General features: G+C 41.7%; 12 protein-coding genes and 1 pseudogene. 2 read left to right on the top strand and 11 right to left on the bottom strand.

Going from position 1 to position 14,929, the window contains the following annotated elements:
* Positions 1-218: 218 nt before the first annotated feature.
* Together PPA03S_RS28515 and PPA03S_RS28510 are read right to left on the bottom strand one after the other, a co-directional pair.
* Complete coding sequence (locus tag PPA03S_RS28515) at positions 219-1,334, bottom strand: glycoside hydrolase family 88 protein (RefSeq protein ID WP_062328886.1); 1,116 nt, start codon at positions 1,332-1,334, stop codon at positions 219-221.
* Positions 1,335-1,365: 31 nt separating this feature from the next.
* Complete coding sequence (locus tag PPA03S_RS28510) at positions 1,366-2,511, bottom strand: DUF2264 domain-containing protein (RefSeq protein WP_062328884.1); 1,146 nt, start codon at positions 2,509-2,511, stop codon at positions 1,366-1,368.
* 115 nt (positions 2,512-2,626) lie between these two features.
* Between PPA03S_RS28510 and PPA03S_RS28505 the strand changes: the two genes are divergently transcribed.
* Positions 2,627-3,406: a helix-turn-helix transcriptional regulator gene (locus tag PPA03S_RS28505; RefSeq protein ID WP_062328881.1), complete on the top strand. Its 780-nt coding sequence runs from the start codon at positions 2,627-2,629 to the stop codon at positions 3,404-3,406.
* A gap of 1,510 nt (positions 3,407-4,916) precedes the next feature.
* Here the strand turns inward: PPA03S_RS28505 and PPA03S_RS34105 are convergent.
* From PPA03S_RS34105 to PPA03S_RS28485, 5 genes and pseudogenes are all read right to left on the bottom strand, one after another.
* Positions 4,917-5,134 (bottom strand): annotated as a pseudogene (locus tag PPA03S_RS34105) (quinone oxidoreductase); the annotation flags it as partial.
* A 240-nt stretch (positions 5,135-5,374) separates the two neighbouring features.
* The gene (locus PPA03S_RS28500) at positions 5,375-6,358 is read right to left on the bottom strand and encodes a glycoside hydrolase family 43 protein (RefSeq protein ID WP_062328878.1); all 984 of its coding nucleotides are present in this window, start codon (positions 6,356-6,358) and stop codon (positions 5,375-5,377) included.
* A 28-nt stretch (positions 6,359-6,386) separates the two neighbouring features.
* Positions 6,387-7,205, bottom strand: a complete 819-nt coding sequence (locus tag PPA03S_RS28495) for a carbohydrate ABC transporter permease (protein ID WP_411835396.1) — start codon at positions 7,203-7,205, stop codon at positions 6,387-6,389.
* 31 nt (positions 7,206-7,236) lie between these two features.
* Positions 7,237-8,133, bottom strand: coding sequence for a carbohydrate ABC transporter permease (locus PPA03S_RS28490; protein WP_062328870.1), 897 nt, complete (start codon positions 8,131-8,133; stop codon positions 7,237-7,239).
* 84 nt (positions 8,134-8,217) lie between these two features.
* Positions 8,218-9,555 (bottom strand): ABC transporter substrate-binding protein, encoded by a 1,338-nt coding sequence (locus tag PPA03S_RS28485; protein ID WP_062328867.1) that lies wholly within the window; start codon positions 9,553-9,555, stop codon positions 8,218-8,220.
* A gap of 262 nt (positions 9,556-9,817) precedes the next feature.
* Here PPA03S_RS28485 and PPA03S_RS28480 point away from each other — a divergent pair, with 262 nt between their 5' ends.
* Positions 9,818-10,879 carry a GntR family transcriptional regulator gene (locus tag PPA03S_RS28480; protein WP_062328864.1) on the top strand — a complete coding sequence of 354 codons (1,062 nt, stop codon included), beginning with the start codon at positions 9,818-9,820 and terminating at the stop codon, positions 10,877-10,879.
* Positions 10,880-11,448: 569 nt separating this feature from the next.
* On the opposite strand, the gene PPA03S_RS28475 is transcribed toward PPA03S_RS28480, so the two are convergent.
* From PPA03S_RS28475 to PPA03S_RS28460, 4 genes are all read right to left on the bottom strand, one after another.
* Positions 11,449-11,985: an AAA family ATPase gene (locus tag PPA03S_RS28475; protein ID WP_260870995.1), complete on the bottom strand. Its 537-nt coding sequence runs from the start codon at positions 11,983-11,985 to the stop codon at positions 11,449-11,451.
* 197 nt (positions 11,986-12,182) lie between these two features.
* Positions 12,183-12,941 (bottom strand): MerR family transcriptional regulator, encoded by a 759-nt coding sequence (locus tag PPA03S_RS28470; protein ID WP_062328861.1) that lies wholly within the window; start codon positions 12,939-12,941, stop codon positions 12,183-12,185.
* Positions 12,916-13,842, bottom strand: a complete 927-nt coding sequence (locus PPA03S_RS28465) for a DUF2268 domain-containing putative Zn-dependent protease (RefSeq protein WP_062328857.1) — start codon at positions 13,840-13,842, stop codon at positions 12,916-12,918. The genes PPA03S_RS28470 and PPA03S_RS28465 overlap by 26 nt, the downstream gene beginning before the upstream one ends.
* A gap of 552 nt (positions 13,843-14,394) precedes the next feature.
* A partial coding sequence (locus PPA03S_RS28460; protein WP_062328854.1) for a formylglycine-generating enzyme family protein occupies positions 14,395-14,929 on the bottom strand: 535 nt, incomplete at its 5' end.

Below are 14,929 nucleotides of genomic sequence, written 5' to 3'. Positions count from 1 at the left end.
CAAACTTTTTCTCCTTCACTGAATCTCTAGTATCTGATCGAGGGTTTCTCTACACCATAACGAAAAATCCCCCCTGTTACAGGAAGAGTTCACAACTACGTGATCTCTTGCCGCCCTGTTTACGTGAAGGGGATTTTCAGCTCATGCTCAGGCTTTGCTTGATGCACCGCAAGCTTCATTAGATTATTTATTACATCATCATGCAGAACATATTAACACTACCAGAACCGTTCTTGATGTCCCATTAACAACGAAATACCTTCTGCAAAGTAATAATCACCGTAAATCAATGGAACATTAACATTATGCTTTTCAGGGAAATGACTCGTCCCATGTAAAATGAGTCCTTCCTCTGTCTCCGAATCCCAGGCTCCATAATTCGTATACAATGAATGCAGAATTTGCTTTCCGCGTTCGCGATAGATTCTTGCCTCCAGTCCGTCAACCTGTTCCGCTAGGAGCAAAAGTCCACAAGCAGCGCAAGCTCCAGCCGAGGAATCACGAATCGCAGGAATTCCTTCTGACGAACGGAAATCCCAGTAAGGAACATGGTCTTCCGGTAAATTGGCCATAAAGAAATGAGCTGTTTGTTTGGCTGCATTCAAATATTTGGGGTCACCTGTGTACTGGTAACTTAGGCTCATTCCATAAATCGCCCATGCCGTCCCACGAGACCACGCAGATTCCGGTGCGAATCCTTGTCCTCCCTTCACTCCAAGCTTTTCGCCGGTATCGGGGTCAAAAACCACGATATGAGCAACCGACCCGTCAGTCCGATAAAAATGCTTCAACACCGTATCAGCATGCTTGATTGCGATGTGCTTATATCGTGGATCTCCGGTTATACTGGATGCCCAATAAAGTAACGGCAGATTCATCATACAGTCGATAATGGCCCAACCTGCAAGTTCTTCCCCATTCCACGCACGAATGAAGTTTCCCTGGGCATTAAAGCGCGCAGCAAGTAGGTTTGCAGCAAGCAGCGCCCTTCGTTTAGAATCCTCTGCTCCGAGAATCTTGTATCTTGCTCCACTTGTTAAGGTCCACATAAAACCGATATCGTGATCAATCTTGTTTGAATCGGTCAGCAATATATCCAACTGGCTTTCGCATGATTCTGATGATTCCTTTAATTCATTATCTTGCGTATCTCGATAAACAAGCCACATCAATCCTGGCCAAAAACCAGAGGTCCACCAAGATGCTGGCTCAAGCTGATACTCTCCATTTATACTTGCATGCGGGAATCCATCTCCGATTCGATGATGAATACGCTTTACTTTTGCCTTCGTCTGATCCCAAGCTTCTTGCACCCATTCCGTTTTGACCGTCATTCATAATTGCTCCTTCCTTTTAGGTGAACTCCTATATGTCGTTCGACATTGCTTTATCCAACTTGAGGTTTCTACCTGACCATATCATTAGTGACGTCCATTCTGCCTCTCCTTGCCAGAATTCAGCGTCCGATGGCAGGCCCAAGGCGAGAAATACCGTCGTGCATAAGTACAAGCTACCTGTCGAAATATATCCTTCTCCGATATCAGGCTGACTGCCAGCAAAACCAATGCGAAGCCAACCGGAATCATCGAACGTACCCGGCATCTCGATTTGCCTCCTGATCACGGCAGTAAGCGCGCAGCGTACTTGAGTCGGTAGCAGTTCATCAGGGAGCTCATCCCTTAGAGCCATTAAAGACAGATGCTGAAATGCACCGAAACGATAGGCAAGTGATCGTCCAATTGGTGGGAACGTTCCTTCAGGTGATATCATCCGTTCCAAAACAGCTGCATAACGTACTGCTCTTTTCATCACTTTATTCCGAAGTGTACTCCAATCGCCAAATTGATCTCCTATCACATCCAAAATATCAATCATCATGGGTTGAATGACAAAACTGTTGTAATAATCCCAATGAAATGCGGGACCGTCTCCGTATACCCCGTCCCCTTTATACCATTGCTCGTGTTGCCTTAGCGCATAATCGACGCGCATACGATCCCAATCCTCTGCTCCCATCCGATACAGAGCGGCTTCAATCATGGCGCTAAACAATAGCCAATTACTGAATACGGGACGGATAATACGCGTTGCCTTCAAAGCTATAACTAAATTAGCCTTCACTTTCTCATCCAGCAATTCATATAGCTCGTTTGGAGCACGGAGAACTCCGTTAGCGAGAAAGGCTGCGTCAACCAAGGGTTGTCCGCCTTTCGTGAAATTCATAAAGTCAGGCGAATTAGGGTCCGTAGCAGCCTCGATGGCCAGCCTGGCCATACCTGCGATTCTAGCTCGAATCTCTCCCTCGTCTCCACAACGCGGTCCATGCTCAAGCCAAGGTGCAATTCCCGCAAGCGTACGCCCCAATGCTTCCAAGTATGTGTAATTAGCCCGATCCCCCTCCCCTGCTTCAACAGGCATATCATTAACCAACCGACGTTCCGATAAAGAATGAAGAACAGGATATGCAATTCGAACCAAGGTTTCCACCCAATACTTCCTATCGCCCGTCATCGTGCTACCCCCTTAACCTGACAGTTGTCTAAAAGAATTATAGTCGGTTGTAACCTCTGCTACAATAAACTATAATGATCAAAAACTGACCTATTGTGCTGAGGAGTGTTAAAGTATGCTGCAGTTGTTCTCATGCGGGTTCCATACTATTCACCATGAAGGAATCATAAGGAATCGTCCGTATGGCTCCGGTAACTACACTTTTGTATTTTTTAATAGCAACGCAGAGGTGAAGCTACAGAATGACACGATGATCATTGAAAAGAATACTTTTATCTTTTTTCAACCCCGGACCCCCCATTCTTATCGCGAAATCGAAAGCCCTTTCATAAATGACTGGTTTCATTGTAATGGAGATGATTTACCGGAATTTCTTGCGGAATTGAATTTCCCTTTGGATACGCCCGTGGAAGCATCTGATCCGTTGCTTATTTCTAGGTGCATCATGGAATTACAGAACATCTATCGGCTTGACGGACCGTTACGTGAGCGAATTATGGATTGCGACCTTCGGTCTTTTTTTATGAAATTAACCGATTTACGTGAACGAACTGCTCCTCACCAACTGAATCGTTATTATATGCGATTTACGGAACTACGTAATGATCTCTACCGCTTTCCCCATCAGAACGTTTCTGTGACGGAATTGGCTGCACGACTAAATCTAAGTAAATCCTATTTCCAACATATATATAAGCAGTTATTTGGTTGTTCTGTGATGATAGATATTATTAACGGAAGGCTTGAACGCGCGAAGTACCTTTTGGATCATAGTGAGATGTCAATAACTCAGATTGCTAACTCATGCGGCTACGAGAATGACACTCATTTCATGCGTCAGTTCAAGAAGTTTGTTGGCATCTCGCCGAGACAATATCGATTCAGAAATGAGTGATTTCTATATATGTTGATAGCAGAGGTAAAAGTTTGCGACCGTTACGTCCACAAAGGCTACAAGGAGTGGTCCTGATGTTACTTTCATTTGGTTCCTGCCGAGGGTAATGTGCGAGTACACTGTCGTTCCATTGCAAAAGGGAAGTTTGTTCCGAATATTAATTTGAAATTATCAATTTACTTCATAATAATGCTCACTATAAAAACTAAGTAAAGAACGAGTTCTCGAAATAAAAAAAGCCGCTATTTTAGCGACTGAAGATGAAACTATCTTCTTGTCCCTCGACAGCTGACTCCTTGATTTTATTGAGCTATCGTTTCCTGTTAGCAGACATTTCGACGTAAAACCGCCCGTCCAACCTCCAGCTAATGTGTACCCTGATAGTTCTAATACTACATCCTCGCCGTATTTAAGCATCGAATAGTTATATTTCTTCAAAATTTTAGTCATATAACTGCTGACTGAGTTAAATATAGATTTCCACTTCATTTGATTGCAGAAAAGTTGCCTGCAATCTAATTATAGTACTATAATCCATTCACTACATCGTGGGTAATGTTTGATTGCCCTTTTGGGCAAAACCTTAGGTTTCGTGTTAGTCATAGCTTGATGAAAAAACAGAACTATCAGATGTAGTGATCAAACATGATCTCGATTTGAAACCTGGAACATATCAATTCAATTGTAGCATGTATATGTATACGGAACTATAACTGTCGTTTAATAGCATTTGTAGAACATGCTACACAATAGAGTTGAATAGTGAGGGGCTCTAAAGAATATCCATCGCAAATTCGGGCTGAAAAAGCGGATAACTTGGTGATTTGCTCTGAAATTAACATAGTCTCAATATATTGTTTGAACTATGCAACTCATATTTATATTATTACTTTTATGATTTTAATAGTAGTAATTAACTGATCTAACATTTATTCAACTAACCTGCCCGTTAGCTTAATGGATTAACGGGCAAAATATCAAATTAGATATATGACTAATCGGTATTAGGAACAAGTTCTTGTCCCTAACAATGACAATCAGCACAAAGTAATCTATCTGCATATGTTTCCCCTCCCTTTATCCAAAATTGCATTCTGTATCCTACCCTTTTATTTGCTAAAGTGCTTATTGACGAGTTTATTTTATCCATTTCAAATGGGAATACAGTTCCAGGGGAAACTCTCCCCAGAATTGATGTTGGTCTCTTGATCATAATCCATCCTTTAGCCTGTTAGTCGCTCACAAGAGACTCACTACTCACACTTAGATATTCATCTAATCGGCAATCGGACTATGTTCTTGTCCATTCCGGCAATCGGTACAAGTTCTTGTCCCAAGCTAAGGACAAGAACTTGTACCGATAAAATAAAAAGCCCCTATAATAGCGACTTTAATGGGAGTATGTTCTTGTCCCCAGACAGATGTGTGTGTTGTGTGTGGCTTATCGTGATTCTTTCTCGAAGTAAGGAAATTCCAAAGATCGCCACCAGTCAAAGTCTTTGACGTATCCATCAACATCCGTTTTTTCAACGACTCCTGCCCCTTCATAACCTAAACGGGGAATTCCCAGTAAGATGATAGTTCCCTTTCCTTCTATAAATACCTGCAAAATTCAGTCCGATTGCTTTCATCCTTACTCATGTTTCGTCACCCGATAACCGGATCCGAAATTTCAAGATATTCTAGTACTTCCGGTCCCCGGAATTTATTAAATACGAGTGCTTTCAAATGAGCGGCCTCCTCTTATATATTTTTCAAGAACTCACTTATTTATGATATGATTTTCCGGGATAACTGGAGCGGCAAGTTTTAAGGCAACTTACCACTCTTGTGGTACGGTTCGGCGTATTATCTGTAGTGCGAAATCGAAGGCACCCAGTAGGGTGCCTTCGATGTTCTTACTGTCTCTCTTTGGCAAGTTGGATAAACGAACTCAAATCCATCAACCAACCTTGTTGGGACACTCGTTCACTGTAAAGAACGTGCAAGTGCTGCAACAGAGCCGCGGAAATCGGGTCTGCCGTCAGCCGTCCACAAAAGCTCTGTCACAAATGTATGGCGATTCGGATCGTACAGCGGATCTCCTATAATATTCTTGTACGTTCTTGCGTGAAACACAAATAGCGTCTTTTCGTCGCCCTCTGACACCGTGAAGGAATTATGACCGGGACCATACATCGAGATGCTCTCATCTGTCGAGAAAACCGCTGCTTGCGACTTGCGCCATGAAGCGGCATCGAGCAAATCAGCATCCGCATCGGCTTCAAGCAGGCCCATGCAATAATTGAAATCAGTGGCGCTAGCCGAGTAAGAGAGGAATACGCGATCACCCTTGCGAAGAAATGCCGCGCCTTCGTTCACTTTATAACCAATGATCTCCCAGTCATATTCCGGCATCGAAATCATCGTTTGCGGCCCAGTCAGCGTCCACGGATTGCTCATTTTAGATATATACAGATTAGAGTTACCTTCGATTTTCGGATCCTTTTGTGCCCATACGTAATAACGGCTGCCATTATGCTCAAAGGTAGTGGCATCGAGGGCGAAGCTTTCCCACGCGGTACGAACCTGCCCTCTTTCCGTCCAACTGCCTTCGAGTGGATTGGCATTTTCATTCTCTAGCACGTACATCCGATGGTCGAACAAGCCTTCAATCGTTTCCGTTGTGCGTGCGGCAGCGAAATACACGTACCATTTGTCATCAATAAAATGCAGTTCAGGTGCCCAAATATTGGCACTAAGGATACCAGTCTCGCGCTTTCTCCATATCACTACCGGAGTTGATGTAACAAGCCCCTCAAGGTTCTGGGCTCTACGGATTTCAATCCGATCATACTCTGGAACCGATGCTATGAAGTAATAATAACCGTCCAAATGTCGGTAAATAAAAGGATCAGCTTTCTGCTCAATCCATGGTTGAATGTCGTGTAACACTCTTTGTTGGAATTCCATCTTATCACCTGTTTCATCATAATATATACTACCCTTTAACAGCACCTGCAGTCATACCGTCTATGAAATATTTCTGGAAAGCAATAAACAGTATGAAAATTGGAATGATGGAGAAGAAGGAACCCACGATCAATAGGTCATAGTTATTGCCATAAGGAGTTAACAACGTTTTCAAACCGATTGGAAGTGTAAATTTACTCTGATCTCCGAGCACCATGAAAGGCCACAACAGATTATTCCAGCTATTCATACCATTCAGAATGGCCATTGCCGCAAAGGATGGCTTCATAATCGGCATAATTAGTCTGAAATAAATCGCATACTCGTTTGCGCCATCAACCCGTCCAGATTGAATAATCTCTTTGGGTATGCTTCTTAGATATTGCCTGAAGAAAAATATTGTCGCGGCATTGGCTATACCCGGCAGAATGATTGCCGAATAGCTATTCACCATTTTCAAATCATTAATTAGGCTGTACAAAGGAACCAGCAGTATTTCGAAAGGCACCATCATAATGAGCAAAACACATATAAAGAGGAAGTTCTTCCCTTTAAAATCATATGCTGCAAAACCATATGCAACAAATGCGCTTACAAAAAGTGTTAAAATCACTTGAACGATGGTTAAAGTCATACTGTTCCAAAACCATAGAAAGTAATCATGTTCTCCAGTAAACAGATAGATGAAATTGTCAAAACTCATGATATTAAAATCCAAACTTAGGTTAAGACCATATCTAACTAATGATTCACCTGGTTTAAAGGAAGATAGGGCCACTGCATAGAATGGAATCATAATGATAACGAATAGTATAATGAATAAACAAATAATTACTATTCTCGAAATGAAGTCACTCCTCGTCTGACTTTTGCCCACTTTAATCCTCCTCCTTTTTGAACATTCCACTAAATTTCAACTGCGTTAAATTGATAACCATAGCAATGACTAACAGAACGATACCAACTGCAGCTGCGTAACCCAGCTTATTCTTCTCAATCCCTTGTCTATACAGATATCCAACAATGGTTAAGCCAATATTTTTGGGTGAATTGTTACCGTTAAACATCATCAGGCTCTCGGTAAACATTGCTAAACCTGCATAAACACTAATTGTCGTAACATACACCGTGGTCGGCTTCAATAATGGCATTGTGATTGTTCTAAACTTCTGCCAAGCAGATGCCCCGTCAATTGAAGCAGCCTCATAATATTCATTGTCAATGCTTTTCAAACCGGATAGATAGTAAAGCATATTAACACCTGTCCATCTCCAACATGCGAGGATTAACAGTGCTGCCATGCTCCATTCTCCGTCTTTCAAGAATTTAATAGGCTCTACACCAAATAGACCTAGGAAACTGTTCATTAATGAACCTTCCATTTCACCGAATGTAAGGCGGAAAATGGTACCCGCAACTGCGACAGATGTCAATGCAGGGAGAAAGAACGAAGATTTAAAAAACTCTCTTCCCATCATTAACTTACTGTTTATCATAACGGCGAATAACATTGGAAAAGGAATTAACAGCACTAAGGTTCCTAACATGTACACAACGCTATTTTTAATCGACGTCAAAAACACTTTATCTGTAAATAATTTCGAATAATTCGCTTCACCAATCCATTTAGGATCCTGTCCCAACATCCTATCTTGAAAGCTCATTACGAATGAATTTACAAGCGGGAAAAACCAGAATATCAAAAATATAAGTATAAATGGCAATACAAAAACATAAGGCGCAACTTTTTGAGAGTATACAAATTTCTTTATCATATTCTCAATCTCCCTTGACTATGGTTAAACCTGCCGACTACTATACCTGCCGACAGGTTTAATCAAATCATTTACTTATTATATTTATTTCAATTCTTGTTCAATTGCTTCTTGTGCTTCATCCAGCGCTTCCTTCACGTCTTGGCCATCTTCAAAGATCGCATTCAAGGTAACCGTATTGAATATATTGCCAATGGTCGGTGAAGCTTTAACGGACTTGATCGCTCTAATTTCGTCCTTGATTTCATTCAAAGTATCAAATGCATTTGTTTTAAAGTATTGGACGTATTCATTATCAGGGTTTTTCGTTACTGCATCATCTTTCCATACTTCCATGTTGATTGGGTCAAATCCAAGTGTATTCCAGATTTCAGTAGTAGCTTCTTTCGAAAGCTTGGCAAAGGCTACAAATTCTTTGGCCAATTGAACGTCCTTACCATTCTTAGTAACAACTGTGCCAGTACCGCCTAAGCCAACGGAACGAGGATTACCTTCTTCAAATACAGGCAATGGAGCAATTGCATACTTACCTTTAAGGTCCTTCATTTCGTTTACAAAGCGGGACATGTACCACTCAGGCATCAATGCACTTGCGTAGTTGCCTTTGTTGTATTCGCCTTTTGCTTCTTCTGTGTCGGGTTGTCCGCCAGGGATCGTATGAATAACATTGTTCTTCTGCAGATCGACTAACATTTCATACGCTTTAATCATTTCAGGCGAGTTAATTTTTGGATTACCATTTTCATCTGTAAAATCAGCGTTTTGCTGAGCTAGCAGCAGCGATGCTTGCCACGTAGCTGATGTATCAGCAGTACCTAAGTACTTGCCAGTCTTTTCATAAACTTTTATGCCTGCTTGTTTGTAATCTTCCCAAGTTTTGATTGTCTTGTAGTCAACACCTGCTTGTTCGAGAATTTCAGTGTTGTAGAAAGCAAGCGTAGCACCTACGTGATAATCAAAGCCATAAACCTGGTCGGCTTTGGAGTAAATCTCGACACGTGAAGGAACAACAACGTCTTTGTATGGTGCAAATACATCATTCAAAGATTCCAGTGGAACGTTGTCACCTTCCAAGAATTTAGGGAATTGACCAAGCTCGATATCCGCGATATCAGGCGCACCTTTTCCGCTTGTAACTGCCAATAAGAGCTTGTTGTGCATATCATCGTAAGGCATAACCGTTACATTTAACTTAATCTGTTTGTCTGGGTTCTGTTGGTTCCATAACCCCAGCATTTTATCTAAATGCTTGCCGTGCAAATCTACGAATGTCCAAAATGACAATTCTGTTGCATTCTCACCGGCATCAGCGCCTAATTGCTGTGTTTCGGTTTTTGAATCAGAAGGATTACCACATGCTGTAAAAACAAGTGACATAATAAGGACTGTAACGATGGAGATTATAGTACTGCGTTTTTTCATTTGTTCGTCATCCTCTCTTTTTTTGTTATGCATTTGAAAAGTCGGCTGACTAGTTAGTTCTGTTAATTTAAGCGGGTTCAATCTACCTTGGCACCACCATCCTTAACATAATTCTAACCGTTCAAAGAAAAGACCCCTTCGCAACAATTTCTCAGATTCCATATTGTAAGCGCTTTACATGCCGTATTATAATATATATGAAATATGCTTTATATAACCAATTGATTATAAAATCATAAAATTGATGGGGAGATGCACCTTTTTGAAAAAACTGGCGCTCTACAAACAAATTCGAGAAGATATCATACAGAAAATTAAATCAGGGCAGCTTCGGCCAACGGACCGCATTCCTTCTGAGCAAGAACTAATGGATGAATTCAGAGTAAGTAAAATAACCGTCAGGAACGCCCTAACCCTACTAGCTGACGAAGGATTAATTATACGCGTACAAGGCAAAGGCTCATTCGTCTCCTCTAGTCTTGATGTTTTTAGCATCAATTCTCTGCCATCCCGCAGCGCGTCGTCCATGCCACTCATCGGCTTCATCATTCCGACGATGAGAACCCGTGTCATTCAGAACCTCGTTGACTACACGGAACAATTCCTGCAAGAAGCCGGCCTCAGCATGGTACTAAGCATCACGCGCGAGTCCTCCTCTATCGAATCCAATGCCATTCGTACACTAACGGAGCTCGGTGTGAAGGGGCTGATCGTTTTTCCGACAGAAGATGAGAAGTACAACGAATCATTACTGCGTCTGTCGCTCGATAAATTCCCGTGCGTGTTCATCGACCGCTATCTGCGCAACATTGAGACGTACACCATTACATCCGACAATTACGGCGGTGCGTACATGGCGGTCTCCCATTTGCTATCCAAGAGTCATCAGCAGATTGCGCTCATCTCACCTGAGAATGCCAATACAGCCGTCGAGGATCGCACGCTCGGCTTCGAGCAGGCGTACACAGATCAAGGCATATCGATTGACAAGAGCTTGTGGTGTCACATCCCTCTCGACATTCTACGCGGCGAGCAAGCATTGGACTATGTAAGCGACTTCTTGCAGGACCACAGTGGAATCTCGGCAGTCTTCTCCTTGACTGAAGAAACCGCACGCCTTACATCGGCCGCTATCAGTCGTCTGAACGGTCACTCAAATATCGATTTGCTATCTTTCGATAATCCACATCTTTCAGGCGTAGCTTATGTGCAGCAGGATGAACAGGAAATGGCACGAACAGCCGTAAAGCTGTTACGTGAACAAATGGAAGATATTTATTCTCCTAAGAACGCCGTCATTCCCGTGCAACTCATCTTCCCTTGACACGACAAACGTTGCAGCCAGGCGATAGATGAACTGGGCATATTGATTGGTTTTACCGGCGATGTTGTTCATTATTGTCTGCCCAGTTATTTTAAGACTCACTACCAATTTGGTCATGCCCCTTGCAACGCGCATCTCCTACGCGAATGCTAAGGAATCTCAGAGCATAGCCGGTCATGAATGGTCCAGACGAATGGCGAGCTGTTGCGGGAAGGATGGCAGTTCGCTCTAGTTTCTTGCCACAACAACACGCCCATCTGTTGTCTTAAGGTTATTACAGGTCTTTTCATTCGAGGGGGATATAAGTGAGAATCATCAAAACACAACAAGATTTGCATGTACTTCACCGTGCCAAAGCACTTCCGGTTATCTCACGGATGGTTCCCGGTCATTGACCTATCGTATATCTGAGTTCCGTTGAGTTTGTTGTGCCGAATATCTGTACAATAATAAAGCCCGCCGGGAGTGAATCGGCGGGCTAACCTTTTAGTTTGAAATAAAAGCAACCGATCACGTTGGTCGGCTGCTTTTTGTTTCATATCGCTATCGTTTCCCGTTAGCGTCATCGTTTATGTTATCAACGCCTCGTTTTGTAGTCGCATGATTATTTCTTTAACCGTCTCTTTAGGGGACAAATCAGATGAATCCAACCAAAGACCCGAGCGTGGAGTTTCATTTCGCAATACGCGATCCAACTCATCTACGCTCCAAATCCCATAACCCTTCTTTGCCCGCGTAGCCTCTCTCGTTGCAACCACTGTAGAGTTTGGACAAAGCACGACTAAGTAAAATGGCCGGCTCTTAATAAACGAGATGAAATCAGTAAGTAATGGTCCGATGACAACATCTTGAACAACGACTGTATATCCCGCCTTATAATACATCTCCGCTGATTGGGCGGCGAGCTGGTATCGCAACCTCAACTGATCAAACTCGTCACTTTCTGAATCTGGACGAACCTCTTTGCGGTTATTTACAATCATTCTTCGAAAAATATCACCTCGTAAATGCACCGATTTATCAAATTGTTCGGACAGTAATTGTGCTACGGTAGATTTTCCACTGGCCATTATTCCTGTAATGAGTATGATGTTTGGATTTTCCACTAACGTAAAACCACCCTCCTTTAAGTTATTATATAAACATAATAGTTGATAAGAAAAATCGAAAAAAGGTCGATTATAGATATATTCATTTATTACGCTACCCTGCCCTTTAGTTGAATAAAGGCAGCTGACCATGCCACATAGACGATCGTCATGGTCCAACCTACCATAGGGAGTGACTATCGAGCATTAACCATTCATTGAGATGATTCCCGATTGATATTTAGCATAATTGAGCTGTAAAGAAAATCTGCTAAATCCCCATGACCATATTGATTAAAGTAGCTTTTGAACCGTGCATCAAATTTGTAGGTATGGGCAATGCAAGCCAGTAACTCTGCATCGCATGTCATGAATTGCATTAGATTTTCTTTCCACTCTTCGATTAATCGCTGCACTTCATCGGAGGAAGGATCCTGATGGATACAACACGCAATTTGTTTATATATTTCTTCAATGTCGGAAAAATGTTTCTCTTTTTCATCTACTGATAAATTTCCCATCGTTTCACTATATACTTTGTACGCCTCTGTTTCGCCATAAATGAATCTTGCCTCATTGGCGTACTGTTCTTTCAATGGCAAAATGGAAGAACGGTTTAAAATGTTCAAATTACTAATATCATTCCCCGAAACGAATTCATCGAGAACAGTCATGATGTTTTCCAGTCTTTGTTTTCTCGATAATAAAGTTTGTCTCTGCTTCTTTAATATTTGTTTCTGTTCTTGCTTGTTCAGCTTTAAAATATCCGCAATATCTTTCAATGAAAATTCCAATTCCTTTAATAATAAAATGGTTTGAAGTTTTTCCAAACTGCTTCGATCATATTGACGATACCCTTTTTCCGTCAGATGTGTCGGTTTAAATAAATCGATTCTATCGTAATAATGCAAGGTACGAGCTGTAATGCCTGTTATCTGAATAATATCTTTAACCGCTAATAATGGTTTCTTCATCCCAAAACCCTTTTACTTCGTCTAGTATTTGAGCAGCAGGCGTTATCGTTGCCTCAAAGATCGTTCTTCCTGTTTTTCTTAAATAATACTGAATTAAATAATATCCGCAAGCGTAGCCGGCGCTATAAGGCATATTGACCGGTTTAAAGCTCTGAAGTTCTGCGATCTCGTCACCGTAAAGATAAGGGGCAATTTGATCAAACCCCGTTAATTGCAATTGCTTCCGGAGCACAGGCTTAATGCACCTGTTAAGTGTTTCTGCATTTGTTTTCGTTACCCAAGGGCCGAGCAATTCTTCTCCAAACATGAACGTAGCAAAGTTTTCAGCTAACCCTTCACTTACAATGAGCTCGCCCAAATTAATGGTGTGATCCCACTGAATAAATTGATATCGCACATTATGGTTGCATTCGTGCGCCAGCGCAACCTTCATTCGAGGAACCGTGTACTCATTTGGCAAGAGTGTACCCCAGATAAACCCGGGAATTCCCCCAAAGCCGCTATATCCTTCATTTATTGTTAAGGCACGGTTTTCCGGATTCCCTAGTTGAATGGTAAACAAATAATCAGATACGGGGAGACTTATTTCATGTTCTATAAATAAACGGAGGCTTTTCCTTACAGCGTGCTCACACTCTAACCAAAAAGAATCTGAAGAAATCAACTCTATCTCAGGTGAAATCTGCTGGGTAATCTGATCAGGGGATCGATGCATCATACTATTAAACGTAATAACGTCAAAATCATTCGCTTCTTCAGCTCTAAAAGGGATTTGTTGAATTTTCCATTGTTTCATAAAGGGAGCCATCATTTCGTTTCTGAATAATTCAACCTTTTCCTCGGGCGAAGCTTGGGCAACTTTTTGATAAATATGATCTGAACGCAGTGATTTTATATTCATCTCTCTCACTCCTAGTTATGTATTCTTAGAGAGAATTATGCACTATGACCTAACGTCATAGTCAAGAACCTTGAATCAAAATTATTGTACATGTTTTTAAAACTATCCTACCCGTTAGTTGAACAAAAGCGTCCGATCACGATGGTCAGCTGCTTCCTTGGTTTATTGAACTAACGTTTTCCGTTAGTTCAATATCCTAGCATAAGTAGTCGTAAAAGATTAAAACAAAAATTAACGTGAATAATCTAATGTCCTGATGGTACTATCTCCCACCTCAAATTTACTTTTCATAAGTCTCATGTGTGCAGGATTGCCTAACGGGCTAGCGACTTGCATTGACAATATTTACTCATTAAACTGTTTTCTCATCTTTGTTAAAGTGGATAAGCATTATGAAGACAAAGATATTAAATTACCCTGCCCCCGTTAGCGCAGCGAAGGCAGCCGATCTTAGTCGTCGGCTGCCTTCGGGTCATCAGTAAGCTATAGTTCCCCATAGTTGAACACCTACCGTCAGCTCAACGACTTGAGCATACTCGATGTGTCGTTTTCTCAAGGATTTGTAAGTGCTATTCTAAAACCAAGATCATCTATTTTGAAATTGGGCATGCTTTTCCTTCTACTCGTAGAACCACAATTGTTCTCCACTTCAGCCCAACTGCCTCCCCTGAAAACTCTATAGTTCCCATATCGTTCAGCATCATATAGATCCCAGCACCATTCCCAGACGTTACCGATCAAGTCATAAAGTCCCCATGGATTAGGAAGCAACTGTCCTACTTTATGAGCAGATCCATTGGAATTTCCTTGATACCATGCAATTTGATCAATTCTTGCATACCGATATCCCCTTGATCCTGCTTTGCACGCATACTGCCATTCAGCGTCTGACAGTAATCGAAATCCATTCGCTATTTTGTTATATATTGTGTTCTCACTTTCGTTTGTAACTGTGTAACATTCCATCCTGCCAAGCTTTCTCGATAACCCATTACAGAAAGCAATAGCATCCATCCACGAAACTTCCGTAATTGGCAGCTTACTCACAATCGGCTCTATTTCTTCTTCATGCATGACAAAATGATAT

Origin of the sequence: Paenibacillus pabuli NBRC 13638, from assembly GCF_001514495.1 — a bacterium.
GTDB classification, from domain to species: domain Bacteria; phylum Bacillota; class Bacilli; order Paenibacillales; family Paenibacillaceae; genus Paenibacillus; species Paenibacillus pabuli.
Note: the sequence above shows the minus strand (reverse complement) of the source record. Positions and strands in the feature narration are given on the sequence as shown.